At 69.3% G+C, this 15,403-nt stretch carries 14 protein-coding genes; 9 read left to right on the plus strand and 5 right to left on the minus strand.

What is annotated here, in order from left to right:
- Positions 1–24: 24 nt before the first annotated feature.
- From ACQY5G_RS11130 to ACQY5G_RS11145, 4 genes are all read left to right on the plus strand, one after another.
- On the plus strand, positions 25–2,037 hold the full coding sequence (locus ACQY5G_RS11130) for a pyrroloquinoline quinone-dependent dehydrogenase (RefSeq protein WP_428273975.1): 2,013 nt from the start codon (positions 25–27) through the stop codon (positions 2,035–2,037).
- A gap of 153 nt (positions 2,038–2,190) precedes the next feature.
- Positions 2,191–3,216, plus strand: coding sequence for a sirohydrochlorin chelatase (locus ACQY5G_RS11135; protein WP_428273977.1), 1,026 nt, complete (start codon positions 2,191–2,193; stop codon positions 3,214–3,216).
- A 24-nt stretch (positions 3,217–3,240) separates the two neighbouring features.
- Entirely contained in the window at positions 3,241–4,314 is a 1,074-nt protein-coding gene (locus ACQY5G_RS11140) for an HmuY family protein (protein WP_428273979.1), read from the plus strand.
- Entirely contained in the window at positions 4,311–6,509 is a 2,199-nt protein-coding gene (locus tag ACQY5G_RS11145) for a TonB-dependent receptor plug domain-containing protein (RefSeq protein ID WP_428273981.1), read from the plus strand. Before ACQY5G_RS11140 ends, ACQY5G_RS11145 begins: the two co-directional genes overlap by 4 nt.
- 19 nt (positions 6,510–6,528) lie before the next feature.
- On the opposite strand, the gene ACQY5G_RS11150 is transcribed toward ACQY5G_RS11145, so the two are convergent.
- Positions 6,529–7,701 (minus strand): M20/M25/M40 family metallo-hydrolase, encoded by a 1,173-nt coding sequence (locus ACQY5G_RS11150; protein WP_428273983.1) that lies wholly within the window; start codon positions 7,699–7,701, stop codon positions 6,529–6,531.
- Positions 7,698–7,982, minus strand: a complete 285-nt coding sequence (locus ACQY5G_RS11155; RefSeq protein WP_428273985.1) for a hypothetical protein — start codon at positions 7,980–7,982, stop codon at positions 7,698–7,700. The genes ACQY5G_RS11150 and ACQY5G_RS11155 overlap by 4 nt, the downstream gene beginning before the upstream one ends.
- Before the next feature lie 132 nt (positions 7,983–8,114).
- Between ACQY5G_RS11155 and ACQY5G_RS11160 the strand changes: the two genes are divergently transcribed.
- Entirely contained in the window at positions 8,115–8,537 is a 423-nt protein-coding gene (locus ACQY5G_RS11160) for an OsmC family protein (RefSeq protein ID WP_428273987.1), read from the plus strand.
- A gap of 13 nt (positions 8,538–8,550) precedes the next feature.
- Here the strand turns inward: ACQY5G_RS11160 and ACQY5G_RS11165 are convergent, their stop codons facing one another.
- On the minus strand, positions 8,551–9,339 hold the full coding sequence (locus tag ACQY5G_RS11165) for a carboxypeptidase-like regulatory domain-containing protein (RefSeq protein WP_428273989.1): 789 nt from the start codon (positions 9,337–9,339) through the stop codon (positions 8,551–8,553).
- 112 nt (positions 9,340–9,451) lie between these two features.
- A complete protein-coding gene (locus ACQY5G_RS11170) occupies positions 9,452–10,060 on the minus strand; it encodes a DUF6265 family protein (RefSeq protein ID WP_428273991.1) in 609 nt (202 codons plus the stop codon).
- Between ACQY5G_RS11170 and ACQY5G_RS11175 the strand changes: the two genes are divergently transcribed.
- Positions 10,059–10,418 (plus strand): hypothetical protein, encoded by a 360-nt coding sequence (locus tag ACQY5G_RS11175; RefSeq protein ID WP_428273993.1) that lies wholly within the window; start codon positions 10,059–10,061, stop codon positions 10,416–10,418. The two genes, ACQY5G_RS11170 and ACQY5G_RS11175, sit on opposite strands and share 2 nt — an antisense overlap.
- Positions 10,419–10,425: 7 nt before the next feature.
- On the opposite strand, the gene ACQY5G_RS11180 is transcribed toward ACQY5G_RS11175, so the two are convergent.
- The gene (locus ACQY5G_RS11180) at positions 10,426–11,085 is read right to left on the minus strand and encodes a class I SAM-dependent methyltransferase (protein ID WP_428273995.1); all 660 of its coding nucleotides are present in this window, start codon (positions 11,083–11,085) and stop codon (positions 10,426–10,428) included.
- 119 nt (positions 11,086–11,204) lie between these two features.
- Here ACQY5G_RS11180 and ACQY5G_RS11185 point away from each other — a divergent pair, with 119 nt between their 5' ends.
- From ACQY5G_RS11185 to lepB (ACQY5G_RS11195), 3 genes are all read left to right on the plus strand, one after another.
- A complete protein-coding gene (locus tag ACQY5G_RS11185; protein WP_428273997.1) occupies positions 11,205–13,517 on the plus strand; it encodes a hypothetical protein in 2,313 nt (770 codons plus the stop codon).
- A gap of 41 nt (positions 13,518–13,558) precedes the next feature.
- Complete coding sequence (lepB, locus tag ACQY5G_RS11190) at positions 13,559–14,290, plus strand: signal peptidase I (RefSeq protein WP_428273999.1); 732 nt, start codon at positions 13,559–13,561, stop codon at positions 14,288–14,290.
- A gap of 152 nt (positions 14,291–14,442) precedes the next feature.
- On the plus strand, positions 14,443–15,216 hold the full coding sequence (lepB, locus tag ACQY5G_RS11195) for a signal peptidase I (protein ID WP_428274001.1): 774 nt from the start codon (positions 14,443–14,445) through the stop codon (positions 15,214–15,216).
- Positions 15,217–15,403: the final 187 nt, after the last annotated feature.

The raw sequence follows: 15,403 nt of genomic DNA on the forward strand, positions 1-15,403 counted from the left end.
TGCCGACGACACTCCGGAGGACGCATGCCCCGACGACGGTTCGTTACGCCCCGCGCTGCCCCGGCCACGCCGGTCCTCGGATGGCTGGCTCTCGGGGTGGCGCTCTCGGGGTGCGCCGGCGACGAGGCCGCCAACGATACTGACGAACGCCTGCCTCCGGCGGCGGCGTATGCGGGTGACGACTGGCCTGTCTACGGCGGCGACCCGGGCGGCCTCAAGTATTCCTCCCTCACGGCGATCGACCGCTCGAACGTCGCCGAACTCGAGGCGGCTTGGGTCTGGGAGACGAGAGAAGAACCGATTCCCGATGCGGCGAGCCCCATCCAGGGCGAGCGCGTGGCGCCGGGGGCCTTCGAGGTGACGCCGATCGTCATCAACGACACGATGTGGCTCTCCACCCCCTACAGCCGCGTCGTCGCCCTGGACGCCGAGACGGGAGAGGAGTTCTGGAGCTACGATCCCAGGGCGTGGGAGTGGGGAAACCTCCACCGCGGCTGCCGCTTCTGTCACCGCGGAATCGCCCAGTGGAGCGAAGGAGGCGAGCGGCGGATCTTCCTGAACTCGCGCTGGCGGCTGATCGCGCTCGACGCCGCCACGGGCGAGCCGATCCAGAGCTTCGGGAACAGCGGAGAAGTAGATCTGACGGAGGGTCTCGCCTGGGACGCGAACCGGCTTCACATCTCCAACACCTCTCCCGCCGTCGTGTTCGAGGACATCGTGATCGTGGGCAGCGGCGTCCCGGACAACCGGATCTACCGCAACAACCCTCCGGGCGACGTGCAGGCGTTCGACGCGCGCACCGGGGAGTTGCTCTGGACCTTCCACACCATCCCCAAGGAGGGGGAGTTCGGGGTCGAGACGTGGGAGGACGAGTCATGGTCCTACACCGGCTCGGCCAACGTGTGGGCGCCGTTCTCGCTGGACCCCGAGCGGGGGTTCCTTTACCTGCCCGTCTCCACGCCGAACAACGACTTCTATGGCGGCCACCGGCGGGGCCAGAACCTGTTCGCCGAGTCGCTCGTGTGCCTCGACGCGCGGACGGGCGAGCGCGTGTGGCACTTCCAGACCGTTCACCACGGGCTGTGGGACTACGACCTGCCCGCGCCGCCCGCGCTCGCGACGATCGAGGTCGGCGGGCGCGAGATCGACGCGGTCGTGGCGGTGGGAAAGACGGCGTTCACGTACGTGCTCGACCGAGTGACCGGCGAGCCCGTGTGGCCGGTCGAGGAGCGCGCGGTGCCGGAGAGCACGGTTCCCGGCGAGGTGCCGTGGCCGACCCAGCCGTTCCCGACGCGGCCCGCCCCGTTCTCCCGGCAGGGGATCACGGAAGACGACCTCATCGATTTCACGCCCGAACTGCGCGCGGAGGCGCTGGAGGTGTTCCGCCGCCACCGGACGGGGCCGATCTTCACGCCGCCCTCCGTCGAGGGGACGATCATGATGCCGGGCCTCATCGGCGGGGCGGGGTGGGGCGGCGCGGCCATCGATCCCGAGAGCGGCCACATGTTCGTGAAGGCGTATGACGATCCCTTCCTGGCCCGCGTCGCCGAGGCGGAGCCAGGGGAGGGGGACGCGGATTATCTCCCGAACTTCGCGAGCACGCTCTCGGTGGCTGGCGGGCTGCCGATCCTCAAGCCGCCCTACGGCACAATCACGGCGATCGATCTCAACACGGGCGACCACCTGTGGCAGCGTCCCTTCGGGGACGACTCGGCGATCCGGGAGCACCCGGCACTGGCGGGACTCGACCTCCCCCCGATGGGAGGCACGCCGCAGAGCCACGGGACGACATCCGGACCGCTGGCGACCGCGGGCGGGATCGTGTTCCTGGCGGGTGGAACTCCGTGGATCGAGGCGATGGATGTCCGCGACGGAACCACGCTGTGGCGAGGGGACCTGGCCGGGGGGCTGGGGCGCGGCAACCCGATGACCTACCGCACGCGATCCGGACGCCAGTTCGTCGTCGTCGCAACCTCCGCCGACGGACAGGTCGACTCGAAGCTGCAGGCCTTCGCCCTGCCGACGCCGGGGCGCTGAACGGCCTCTTCGCCAACGTTCCCCCCGGCGCCGGCGGCCCCCGCTGGCAGCCGGCCGCATTACAGCTTGCCATCCCCCCTCGCGAGGTGCATCATCATCTGACGGTTCTAGTTGAGAATGATTCTCATTATCATTATTGACAAGGTTGAGCCGATGTTGAACGGATCACGGGTGCGCGCGCTGTTCGCCGCCCTTGGATTGCTCTGGACGTTGAGCGGGTGTGCCTCCGCAGGGGGACCGCAGCCCGCCGTCGAACTCACCTCCCGCCTGGACCAGCCGGGACTTGCGCCGGAATCTGGACCCCGTCCCGGGATCCTCGTCATGGCGCACGGGGGTGGGGCGGAGTGGAACGGGCGGGTCGAGGACGCCCTGCGGCCGCTGCGCGACCGGATCCCCGTGTCGCTGGCGCTGGGGATGGCCGATCCCGGGACGATGCAGTCCGCCCTGGACTCGCTCGCGGAAGAGGGCGTGAACACGGTGGCCGTCGTGAGGCTGTTCGTGTCGGGAGCGTCGTTCCTGCATCCGACGGAGTTCCTGCTCGGCCTCCGTCCCGACGCCCCGGAGCGCGCGATGGTGGGGCACCGAATGGTGAGCGGGACGGAACTCGATCCCCTCGCGAACGGCAGCCGGATCCTGCTGGTGCGGGAGGGACTGGGAGGGTCCGGCCAGGCGGCTCGCATCCTGGTCGACCGGGCCGCGACCGCCGGCAGACCCCCCGCCGAGAGCGGCGTGCTCCTCCTCGCGCACGGCATGGGGGATGATGGCGAGGACCGACGGGTGCTCGGCTCCATGGAGGATGCGGCCGAGGCCCTGCGGACCGGCGGCTACGCCGAAGTCCACGTCGGCACGCTCAGGGAAGACTGGGCCGGCGCACGGGAGGAGGCGGAGGAGCGGATCAAGGCGCTGGTCGCCGGCATGGGCGAACGTCACCGGCACGTCCTCGTGATCCCGTACCGCGTGTCCGGTTTCGGCCCCTACGCCGACGTGCTCGAAGGTCTCGAATACGTCGCCACCGAAGGATTCCTGCCCCATCCCCTGATCACCGATTGGATCGCGGAAAGGGCGACGGCGCGTTTCTGCGCCACCGGTATCGTCTCACCGCTCGGATCCTGTTCCGCCTCCGCGGGTGGGCGCGCGCCGTCGCGCCCCTGCGGACAGCCTCGAAACCTCGCCCGCTAACTCTCGACACGGAGACCCGATTACATGACCGGAAGCACTCCTCTCTCGGCGCGGATCCCCTTCCGCGCACTGACGATTCCAATCGTGCTCGCGGCCTTTGCGGCGTGCGAGTCGGAAGTCGCCGCCCCCGAAGAGACGTTCGAGGAAGGCGTGATCACGGTCGACGCCACTTCGCCCGTCTCCTTCGCCTATGTGAGTCTGACCGGCGGCGGGGCGCTCCGGAGCCCGGCGGCTCCGGGCGGTTCCACGTCGTGGGACATGGCCTTCCGCAGGTTTTCCGTGCGGCTGAACGGCGGCGTCGCGGGCCCCGGCTCCGTATCCGCCGTCAGTCTGGGGAACAACGCGGGTCTGACGGCGGATCAGGTCACGGCGCTGACTCCGCAAGATGGCGAAGCGGCGTTCGCGGCGGTCACCGCTGCCGATATTCCGGCGGCGGGATTCGTCGAGGATGCGCTGGCGCCGGAGACGGGGCCGTCGTGGTTCCGCTTCGACCCCCAGGCGGGCACGATCGTGGCGAACCCCGGCGCGGCCTGGAAGCTGCGCGAGGGTTCGGGCCGCGGGTACGGCGTGATTCGCATGGTGGAGATCGCGATGCAGGGCGAGAGGCCCGTGGGCGCGACGATCCAGTTCCGGCGTCACGACCCGGGTGGCAGTCTCGGCGCGCCGGAAACGCTCGCGCTCGACCTCACGCGCGGACCGGTCTTCGTGAGCCTGTCGAACGGGATCGTGCGCGACCCCGCCGCTTGCGGCTGGGACGTCGCGACATCGCCCGAATTCACGATACAGGTGAACGAGGCCTGCGGCGCGGGAACCTTCCCGCTCGATGCAACGGACGACTTCACGGCCCTGGCCCGTGCGGACGACGCGCCGGACTATGCCGGCTTCCTCTCGACGATCGCCGGCGCGTTTCCGGCCACGGTGGGAGATGCGCGGGGCGCGTTCTGGTATAGTATCCGGCAGAACAATCGAATGTGGCCGACCTACAACGTTTTCCTCGTCCGCGTGGGCGCGGAGGTCTACAAGGTGCAGCTCTTCGACTACTACAATGCGACCGGTGACTCGGGCCATCCGTCGGTGAGGTTCCAGCGGCTCCGGTGACCGCCGCGCTCGCGCGGCTGGCGCTCTGCGCCACCCTCGTGCTGGGTGGCATCCTCCTTCCGGCTGCGGCAGAGGCCCGGATACAGGCCCAAACGCAGGGCCAGGCACAGGGTCGGGTCTACGACGTGGCGTCGGGGGCGGGGATCGCGGACGCCGAGGTGACGTGGCTCCCGGCTCCCGGCGCCTCAGAGTCGGTGGCTGCGGCACAACGCGGGATCTCGGTGCGCACCAACGCCGCCGGCGTCCTTGCGCCGGATGAGAATTGGGGGCCCGGCGGAGGCATTGAGGTGTCGGCGCTCGGATATCTCTCCCGAAGGCTGGCCTGGACGGAGGCCACGGCGGCGGGCTGGCGGATCGGGCTCGAACGGGACCCGCTGGCCCTCGACGAGATCGTGGTTACGGCGAGTTCACTCCCGCGCCTCCGCTCGCAGATCGCCGTGCCGATGGAGACGGTGGAGGCCGAGGAGATCGACGCGGCCGGCGTCGCTTCCGCCGACGGGCTGCTTGCGGAGCTTCCCGGCGTCCAGGTGACGGCCGCCACCCCAGTCGGCTCGAATCTCATGATCCGGGGCATTGGCGGCGCGCGCGTCCTCGTCCTGCTCGACGGCCAGCCGAGCGCGGGGGCGCTGCTCGAGAACCGCGACCTGAGCCGCATGTCACTGGCGGGCGTGGAGCGCGTCGAGATCGTGAAGGGCCCCCTTTCGTCCCTCTACGGCTCCGACGCTCTGGGCGGCGTCGTGAACGTCATCACCCAGCTTCCCGCCTCGGGGTTCCAGGTCGACGCGCGCGCCGTGTCAGGCGGCGCCGGACGTCGCGAGGCGGAGGCGACGGCAAGCGGCGGAGGCCGTCTCCGGTACCGGATCACGGGCGGCTGGCGCCAGGAAGACCGGATCCCGGGGCTCGCCGACGGGGGGCCGAGCGCGTTCGCCCGCGTCTGGGACTTCCGGTCCCGCTTTCAGTTCAAGGCGTCGGACGCCTGGGACATCCTCGCCACCGCCACCTACCTCCGCGAGCGGCAGCGCTGGCCGGTGGGCGGTGCGTTCTCCGGGTTCAACGACAACGCGGGATTCTCGGGATCGGTGGAGGCGCGACGACCGCTCGGTCCCGGAGCGTGGAGCGGAAGTCTCTTCCTTCAGGAATACGAGCACCTGTTCCGCAGCGCCCGTGGAGATGCTCCCATCGCCGATGGGGGTGCCGACACCCAGTGGGAACGCCTCGCGAAGGGTGCCGCGGGGTATTCCGCCGTCCTGGGCGGACATTCCGTCGATGTCGGCCTCGAGGTCGCGAGCCGCGCGATCCGGTCGCCCGACAAGCTGATCGAGGAGCGCGCGGCCGACCGGCAGCTCGCGCTCTTCGCGCAGGACGCGTGGCGCCTCGGGGGGACCGTCGTGAGCGGTGGCGCCCGCCTCACCTGGAACGACCGCTGGGGCTCCAACCTCTCCCCGACCGTGGGTGTGACTCGTCGCGCCGGGGAGCACGTGCACCTCCGCGCGGCGGTGGCCCGCGGCTTCCGGGCCCCCTCCTTCAAGGAGCTGGCCTGGAACTTCGTCAACGTGGGGGGCGGCTATGTCCTCCAGGGGTTCCCGGATCTGGACCCGGAGCGTTCGTGGAACGTCTCCGGCGGGGTGGAATGGCAACCGGCGTCGACACTTCGGATGGAAGTCGAGGCCTTCTCCAACCGGATTCGGAACCTCATTGAGCCCGGGTTCGTCGGTAATGCCGAGAGCGGTCTCCTCATCTTCTCCCCCCGGAACGTCGCGGACGCGATCACGCGCGGGTTCGAGTTCAGCCTCCGCGCCGTCCTGGATCGCGCGGAGTTCACCGCAGGCTACGCCTACCTCGACGCCTACGCGGTCGACTCCGGGCTTCCGCTGGACCGACGCGCCGCACATTCAGCGCGCGCCCGGGCGGCGTGGACCGCCGAGGCCCTCTCCGGGCTTCGGCTGGATGCCACGGCACACCTCACTGGCGCCGCGCCGATCATCGGAACCGGCCCCGACGGGAGCGACGCGAGGATCGGCACGCAGGAGCGGTTCGTGGCCATCGACCTGCAGACCTCCGTCGATCTCGGGCGAAGGCTCAAGCTCGTGGCGGGCGTCGACAACCTGTTCGATGCTCGTCCGGCGGGTTGGCAGGGGGCGATAGAACGGAAGCTGCGGATGGGGCTGGCCGTCGAGGAGCTGTTTGCACGCTGAGTCGACGCGCGCGGCCAGCTCAGGCGCAGTAATCGGCCGCCGCCTCCGCGAGGATCTCGGCCAGCCTCGCGCACGATTCGAGGTCCACCCACTCCACGTCGGCGTGCGCGCCCTCGCCGTGCGGGCCGATCACGACGCTGTCGACCCCCGCGGCCTGAGTCAGCGCGGAGTCCATCCACGGAGAGTCTCCGATGACCTCCGGTGCGCTGCCCAGAACGCTGCGGGCGGCGCGCGATACGCAGGCCGCGACCGGCGCCTCCGGTGTCGTTTCGAAGGGTTCGCGGTGAAAGAAGGTCGACCAGGCGACCTCGAGGGACGGGTCCTCGGCGCGCAGGTCGTCGATGATGGCCGCGATCTCGGCTTCCACGGACTCCCGCGTCTCGGGCGGCACGGTGCGCCGCTCGACCCGAAGCGTGCAGCGCGGAGAGTAGGTGCTGATCCCGCTCCCCCCCTCGAGCAGCGGCGCGTGCATCGAGGGGGGGCCGAGGAGGGGGTGCCCCGGCCGGGACTGGAGTTCTTCGATGAACGCCTCCAATCGCTGCAGGACGCGTCCCATGCGCACGTTCGCATCGATGCCCTCCCGGAAGCGGCTGCCGTGGGCGGCCCGCCCGTGCGTCGTGATCTCGATCCACGTGAATCCGCGGTGGGCCACGCACAGATCCAGCGACGTGGGCTCGGTGACGATCGCGGCGTCGAAAGCGAGTTCACCGCGCGCGCGCCGTTCGAGCAGGTCCGCGGTGCCCAGGCTCGCGTATTCCTCGTCGGCCACGGCGGCCACAAGGACATCGCCGCCCAGGCGGGTGCCCGATTCGCGGAGGAGTCGGGCGGCCTCGATGCAGGCGGCCAGCGCCCCCTTCATGTCGTAGGCCCCCCGTCCGTAGAGCCGCCCGTCCCGCATGCTCGGCGAAAACGGCGCCTTCATGCCCTCCACGCCGACCGTGTCGTAGTGGGCGTTCAGCATCAGGGCCGGCCCGCCCCCCGCGCCCGCGAGCCGCCCGACGACGCTCGGCCGCCCCGCCTCGGGCTCGTACCGCGTCACTTCGAGACCCGCCTCGCGCATGTGCCGCGTCGTGAGGCGCGCGATCTCCGTCTCGCCGGGCGCCCCCTCCACCAGCGTGGGGTTCACGGAGTTCGTAGCGACGAGATCCGTGAGGACGGTGGTGAGGCGCAGCGGGTCGGCGGAGAACGTCAAGGGCTCGGGAGGCGCTTGATCTCCCTTCGGCCGGCCGCCACGCCGGTCCCGATCCCGATCCCGAACAGGATGGCCGTGAGGGGAGTAACGAATGGAAGGACCGCAGCCAGCAGTCCGACGCCCCAGCCCGCGACCCCGGCCACGAGCGGAACCCCGCGCCGGTGAACGCCGTCCACGAAGCGCAGTCGACCGCGCACGAACCTCTTCATCGTCACGTAGCCGCCGACCGAAGCGAAGCCCGCGATGGCGAGCCAGAGAAAATTCCCGATGAACTCGAACATGTCGCACCTCCCGCACAGCCTGTACGCCCTCCATCCCGGGGCGGTTTCAGGGGTCCGGCAGCCGGTTTGCGACGGGCTGCCGGCCGTGTTGTACTATGTTGCCGAAGTCCGAACCCAGCCACGGAGATCGAGATGAACAGGGACGGAATCCAGGTCCGGTGGGACGGCGGACTCAAGTTCAGCGCCGACCGAGCCGACCACGAGACGCGTATCGACGGGGACGAGGGCATCGCCCCCAGCCCGGTCGCCCTTATGGTGGAGTCCGTCGCCGCCTGCGCCGCGATCGACGTGGTGGTCATCCTGCAGAAGGGGCGCCAGGAACTCACCGGGCTCTCGGTCCGGGCGAGGGCGCGCAGGGCGGACGCCGCGCCGCGCTACGTGAAGGGTCTCCAGTTCGACTTCCACGTCTCCGGCGACGTGGACGAGGCGAAGGCCCGGCGGGCCGTCATGCTCTCCTTCGAGCGCTACTGCTCCGTCTACCATTCGCTCCGGAAGGACATGGAACTCGAATGGACGCTGACCCTCAACGGCGAGCCTGCGGGCGGACAGGACTGAGCGGCCAGGGCCGTTATTCGAAGGGATCGGGAAGGTCCCCGGCCCAGTCCAGGAAGCCCGCGCCGCTCGGCGTCCACACGACGATCGCGCCGCAGGTCGAGCCCGTGCGCATAAATTCCATGGGCGTCTCGACTTCACGCTTGTAGACCTCGACCGCGCCCAGATCGTCCCTCGGGAGATCGTCGAACTGCATCCCCGCCTGGTACATCCCGTCCAGGTAGAGCGCCGGCGGACAGTTGAGCCGCGCGCCCTCGCCGAGGAAGACTGGCGCGATCCCGTATTCGATCCGGCCCACGGAGACGTTCGGCAGGCCGCGCAGGAGATCGCTGGGGAGGCGCGGGTTGCGGTTGATGATGTCCCGCGGCGTGAAGAAGGTCCCGAATCCCCGTCCCATGCGTTCGAGGAAGCCTTCCACGTTCCGCTGGCGGCGGGTCTGCCGGATCTCCACGGTGAGATCCGCGATGCGAATGACGGTACTCGAAAGGGTCAGCGTGACGCGCGTCGTCTGGTCCGGCTCGAGGTCGATGTGCGTATAGCCGGCCTCATAGCCGATGAACCGCACCTCGATCGAGTCCCTGCCGGCCCAGGTCTGCGGGACCCGGAAGTTGCCTTCGACATCGGTGATCGCCCCGTATCCGGAGCCCATGAGAATCACGCGGGCCCCTTCGATCGGAAGCCCTGTCGAGGCGCTGACCACCTGCCCGATCAGTTCCGCCGTCTGCCGCTCCGTCTCCTCCTGCGCCGCGGCCGCGCTCGGCGAACCCGCCAGCACGCCTCCGGCGACCAGGGTCAGCGCCGCCAAACGGGCGCCTCTGCTTCCCGATTCCAACGCACTCATACCGCCCCCTGCTCGAGTCCGGCCCTCTCCGTGACGCTTTCCATCATCCACCTTCCATCACCGGGAAGATAAGGTCTCATCGCCTCTTCATCGACAGCACCGTCGGATCGCCGCCCGTGCTGCCGTGGATGGTGACGATCAGTTCGGTGCTCGTCGGGCTCTCGTACGTGAACCACCACGGAGCGTTCGGCGGCGGTGTCTCCGCCGTGCTCCGGAAGGTGGCCTTCCGGCCGTCGAGGGCCGTGAGACGGTATTCGAGGCGCGCCTCCTCCCAGGGTTCCCAGCCCCGCCCGACGTGCTTGAACCGGTAGTAGATCTCGCCATCGTCGTCCTGCTCCAGGAGCAGCAGCTCGTACATGACCGCGAGACCGTCCTGGACGAGGCGGAAGGAGCCGGACATCGAGCGCCCCGCCGGGCCGAACCACCCCTCCTCGATCTGTCCTCCGAAGGCGTCCCCGCCCCAGTGGCCGGCGATCCATGCCAGCTCCTCGAGATCGACCGCCCGTGTGGGCGCGTCGGGCGCCGGATGGCCCGCCGCATCCGCCTGCTGACCCGTCGCCCCGGTGGCGCCGATCGCGTGGACGACGACTGCGAGCGCGACGGCGACCGCGGCCGCCGGGCAGCGACAGGCCCACGCCGGGGACGTTTGAGAAACCGCGGACCCCGCCGCATCTTCGCACGCCATGAAAGGCGTCCTGAGAATCCTCGTCTCGGTCATCGTCTGCCTCCTCGCCGGCCTCGCCGGGCTCGTGCTCGTGTTCAGAGACCTGCCCGTGGGTCCCGGTCCCGGGCTCATCGCGCTCGGGGGTCTCCTGTACTTCTCCGCGGGCTTTGGCCTCGCGCGGTGGCATCGCGGCGCGCGTCCCCTCCTCTGGGGGCTGGCGCCGGGCTGGAGTCTGGCCCTGCTGGGCGGCATCGGCCTCTGGGTGACGGTGACGGATCCTCCGTCCGGACACTGGGGCCTGGCGCTTCTCTTCCTGCTCGGCCCGGCCGTCGCGGGCTCGGCGGGCGCCGTCCTCGCCAGAAGGACGCTGAACGGCTGACCCGCGATCACGGCCCTGCCCGCCGCGGTCCCGCGGGGCGACTGCCACCGCGCGGTCTGGCCACGCCAAGGTAGACGGAACCCAGCGCCCGGGGCACTCCCGGCATCGTGAACCGGTCGAGGTCGACGATCCGGAATCCGCCGCCTTCGATCTCGGCGTCGATCTTCCGGTTTATGTTGCAGCCGCAGGCGACGAAGTTCTGGACCGGGTTCAGCGTGTCCTGGAGGCGCGAAACCCATCCTTTGTCGTTCCGTCCGTGCTCGAGGAAGAGGAGCTCACCGGAGGGTTTCAGCGCCCGTCTCAGTTCGAGGAGGGCGTCCCGGAGCCGCTCGATCGAACACAGCGTCCAGGTGGTCGTCACCGTGTCGAAGTGCTCATCCGGAAAGGGGAGTCGGTCGGCGGCGTCGTGAATCAGGCGTTCGACGGGGAAGGGGGCACGGGCGATGCGGGCGCGCACGCGGCGTTCGAGGACGGCCGCGGGGTCGATCCCCGTGACGCGTCGAACCGACATCGGGTAACATTCGAGATTGAGGCCGGTGCCGAAGCCGACTTCCAGCACATGCCCCTGTGCGCGGGAGAGAACCCGGCGCCGGTACCTGCGATGCAGTTCGCCCTTGAGCCCGCTCTCCATGAGACGCGGAAAGATGTGCTCGGAGTACAGCCCCACTCGCTCTCCTCCCCGGTGACGCGGGCCCGGTGACGCGGGCGAAGGTTGAAACGTCTGCTCAAACATAGACGTAACGGCTCCCGTCGGGATGGGTCGTGGCTCTGGACTGGAGAGCGCTCTTGAACCGAATGCCTGCTGCCGGGTGCGCCCTTGCGCTCGCGGTGTGTCTGGGAGCCGTCGCGGGCGCCGCATTCGACGCGCGCGCCCTCCAGGAGTCGCCCGTCTCCGTCTCGCGGCCGGTTCCGGTCGACGCCTACGCCGACGAAGGGATCGCGGGACTGATCGAGCGCGCCCTGGCGCAGCGCAAGGCCCGGGCCGAAGGGCTGACGAGCTTCGAGACGACCTTCCGCGAGCGCATCTACGCCGGGCTGGGCGGTGCGGCCCTGCGCCGCGAGCGGGCGGTGTTTCACCAGGAACGCGCCGCGCGACTGCGCTGGGCGGCGGAGGGCGAACACATCATCCGTTGGCTGGGACTGCGACGCGGCGTGCCGATCGTCGGCCTCGGCGTCGAGTTCGAGGACGACCTGCGCGACGACGATGCGTTCGAACTCGATTTCGACATCATCGATCCGGCCAGCGAACACCTGGCCCTGGGCTCGGAGTGGGCCCTCCATCCCCTGGCGGATACCGCAGCCTATCACTACCGCTATCGCTCCGGCGACACGCTGCGCATCCGCTTCCCGGGGGACAACCGGGAGGTGACGCTGATCGAGGCGGTCGTCGAGCCGCGGGAGGCCCGCTTCGACCGCATCGCGGGCTCACTCTGGTTCGACGCCGACGAGGGCGTCCTCACGCGCGCCGCCTACCGTCCCGCGATCGAATACGACTTCGACCGCGAAGAACCGGAGGATGCGGAGGATGTTCCCGGGTTCGTGAAGCCGATCCGCGCCAGGGTCGACTTCATCACGATCGACTACGGACTCCAGGAACTGCGCTGGTGGCTGCCGAATCGCATGGCCTTCGATGCGGTTGCCACGATGGCGGATCTCGCGAGCATGCCCGTGCGCTACGAATGGATCTTCGAGGATTACCTCGTCGACGCCGAGCAGACGCTCGATCCGGGAGAGGATCTGCCGGAGGGCTGGACGCGCTGGGTCGACGGCGACGAAGACTTCCTCGCGCCCGAAGGGCAAACGCTCGACGTATCCGTGACCGAAGGTCGGACGCGGCGTCGGGCGGAGCGCGAGCCCGAGCGAACGCGCGACGACCCGTTGACGGCGGAACCGGATTCGCTCCCCGCCAGGGTCCGCCCGATCGTGACGATCGTCCCGCCCCTCGATCAGCTCCCCTCGTACCCGGAGCTGCCGGAGCCGCTCTTTTCGGCCACGGTCGACGCCTTCGCGACGGCGGAGCTCGACGACCTGAAGGATCGTCTGTCCTCGCTGCACATCCCCGCCGCCATGGGCCTGGGTCCCCGTCTGGACCTTGCGCCGGGTCTGCGCAGACTCCGCTACAATCGGGTCGAGGGACTGTCGTTCAGCGCCCGGTTCGCCGTGCCGACGGGGGTCACGTCCGAGTTTGCGGTTACGCCGCGAATCGGCATCCCGGAGTGGGAGCCGGGCGTGGAGGTCGGGTGGCGGCGCCGGACGGCGACGGGCGGTTTCGGGATCACGGCGTACCGGCGCCTCGCGGACCTCGGGGACTGGGGCCGTCCGCTTTCCTTCGGCAACTCCTTCAACAGCCTGGTCGTGGGGTATGACGAGGGCCTCTACTTCCGGGAGACCGGCTTCGAGATCTCGGCGAGCCGCCAGGGCAGGAGGACCCGCGTGGAAGGCGCCCTCTTCGCCGAGCGGCACCAGAACGCACGGAAGCAGAGCGACGCCTCGCTTCCGAACCTCTTCGGCGACGCGGTCTTTCCGGACAACATCGTCGCCGCGCGCGGAGATGTCGCCGGCGTCTCGGGCCGCCTGCGCGCGTTTTCCTCCGTGGACCCGGGCGTGCCGATCCTCAGCGGATCCGTTTGGGGAGAAGTCGCGACGGGCGACTTCGATCTCTACGGGCGTGCCGCCGTCTCCGCGGCGCTGCAACTCCCCGTGAGCGAGTGGTCGCTGGCGCTGGAGGGCGGGGCCGGAAGAGTGTTCGGGGAGCCGCCTCCACAGCGTCGCTTCCACCTCGGCGGATCGTACACGCTGCGGGCCTTCGATCCCGTGTCGACCGGAGGCGACAGCTTCTGGTTCGGCCGGTTGGAACTGGGGCGCGGTTTCCGGATCGGCGATCCCACGTACGACGTCGGGGGCAGCCCGATGCGGATCACGGGGTTCTGGGACACGGGTTGGACGGGACCCGTGGATGCCTTCGGCACGGAGGGCTGGCGGTCGAGCGTGGGCGTCGGCGTCTCGCTCCTGGACGGCCTGTTTCGCATCGACATTGCCCGCGGTGTCCGCGGCGGCAGCCTCTGGCGCCTCCACATATACTCCGACGGCCTGATGTAACGATGCCGCGGCCCGGGGGTTCTGACGGAAGATCGGAAGACATGGCGAAGAAACGAAGCAGAGACGGAAGCGAGGACAGCAGGGCGGCCGACGCGAAACGGTCGGTAAGGGAGTTGGCTCGATCGCTGATTGTCGCAGCCGCCGGTCTCCTCTTCTTTCGGACATTCCTCCTGGCCACGTCCGTGATCTCCTCGGGGTCGATGGAGGACACGCTTCTCGTCGGCGATTTTCTGCTTGTGAACAAGGTCGCCCTCGGCACGACGATCCCGTTTACGAACGCGCGCGTGCCGGGATACGCGGAGCCGGAGTACGGGGACATCATCGTGTTCCGGGCGGACCATTCCCCCGGCATGGATCTCGTGAAGCGCACAGTCGGCCTGCCCGGCGACACTCTCCACATGGAGGGCGGCGTGCTGTATCGGAACGGGGTTGAGGTCGAGGAATCCTACGTCCGCCGCGATCCACGGCGGCCGGATGGCGGAGACATCCGGATGCTGTGGCAGAGGGAACACCTGATCCCGGACGCGGAACGAAGCGAGTACAGGCCTACGCGGGACAATTGGGGGCCGCTCGTCGTCCCCCGAGAGCGCTATTTCATGCTCGGCGACAACCGGGACGACAGTCTCGATTCACGGTTCTGGGGCTTCGTCGAGCGCGGGAAGATGCGGGGCAGGCCCTTCTTCATCTACTTCTCATATGATCGGGACGCACTCGAGCCGTTTCGGGTTCTGACGGCCATGAGACCGGGCAGGCTCGGGCTCCGGCCGCACTGACGATGTCCGGACTCGCGGTGCCGGCCTCCGATAGCCGAGGGCCGGATGTTTGCATGGCGGACGGGTTGGCCGCACCGTAGCGTCCGCACAACCGCAAGATGACGTCCGGCGCTCGATGTGCCGGCGATTTCCCGTGAAGAGCGCTCGGATACATGGCACGAGGTCGCAGAGGAAGAGACGGTGCAGGAGAGGCGGACGAAGCCGCGGGAGAGAAGCGGAAACGTCCCCCATCCCCGCCCGTGTTCAGCGCCGAGTGGTTTCGCGACTGGGGGCGCACGCTGTTCGTTGCGCTCCTCATCTTCCTCTTCTTCCGGACGTTCCTGCTGGCGACCTTCGTGATTACGTCGGGGTCGATGGAGGGGACGCTCCTCGTCGGCGATTTCCTGCTCGTGAACAAGACGTCGCTCGGTGCGCCGATCCCGTTCACGAACGCCCGCATCCCGGGATACGCGGAGCCGGAGTACGGGGACATCATCGTGTTCCGGGCGGACCATTCTCCGGGGCTGGATATCGTCAAGCGTACCGTGGGTTTGCCCGGCGACACGCTCCGCATGGAGGGGGGCCGCCTCTACCGGAACGGCGTAGCGGTCGACGAGCCCTACATCCGCCGGAATCCGCGACAGCGGGATGAGGGGGATGCCCGGATGCAGTGGCAACTGCCGCACCTGCTTCCGGATCCGGAGCGGGGCGAGTACGAACCCACGCGGGACAACTGGGGGCCCCTCGTGGTCCCGCCGGAGCGCTACTTCATGCTCGGGGACAACCGGGACGAGAGCCTCGATTCACGGTTCTGGGGCTTCGTCGAGCGCGGGAAGATGCGGGGCAGGCCCTTCTTCATCTACTTCTCGTACGACCGGGACGCGCTGAAGCCGGTGAAGTTCCTCACGGCGATGAGGCCGGGAAGGATAGGACCCTCGCCGGACTGAGCGGATCGAGAGTGTGCCGTCCGCCGTCAGAGCTTCTTGATCAGCTTCCGAATGACGAACACGGCGACGACGATGGCGATCTTTTTCATCGGGTTTCCTCTTCCCCGCATGGCGTACGCTTCAAGGTGGCGCGTCCACCCCCTGCCGAACAGTGCGTCCGCACCCTGCCGGACAGTACGGGCCGCTC

The organism is Candidatus Palauibacter sp. (assembly GCF_965261555.1).
Classification (GTDB): Bacteria; Gemmatimonadota; Gemmatimonadetes; order Palauibacterales; family Palauibacteraceae; genus Palauibacter.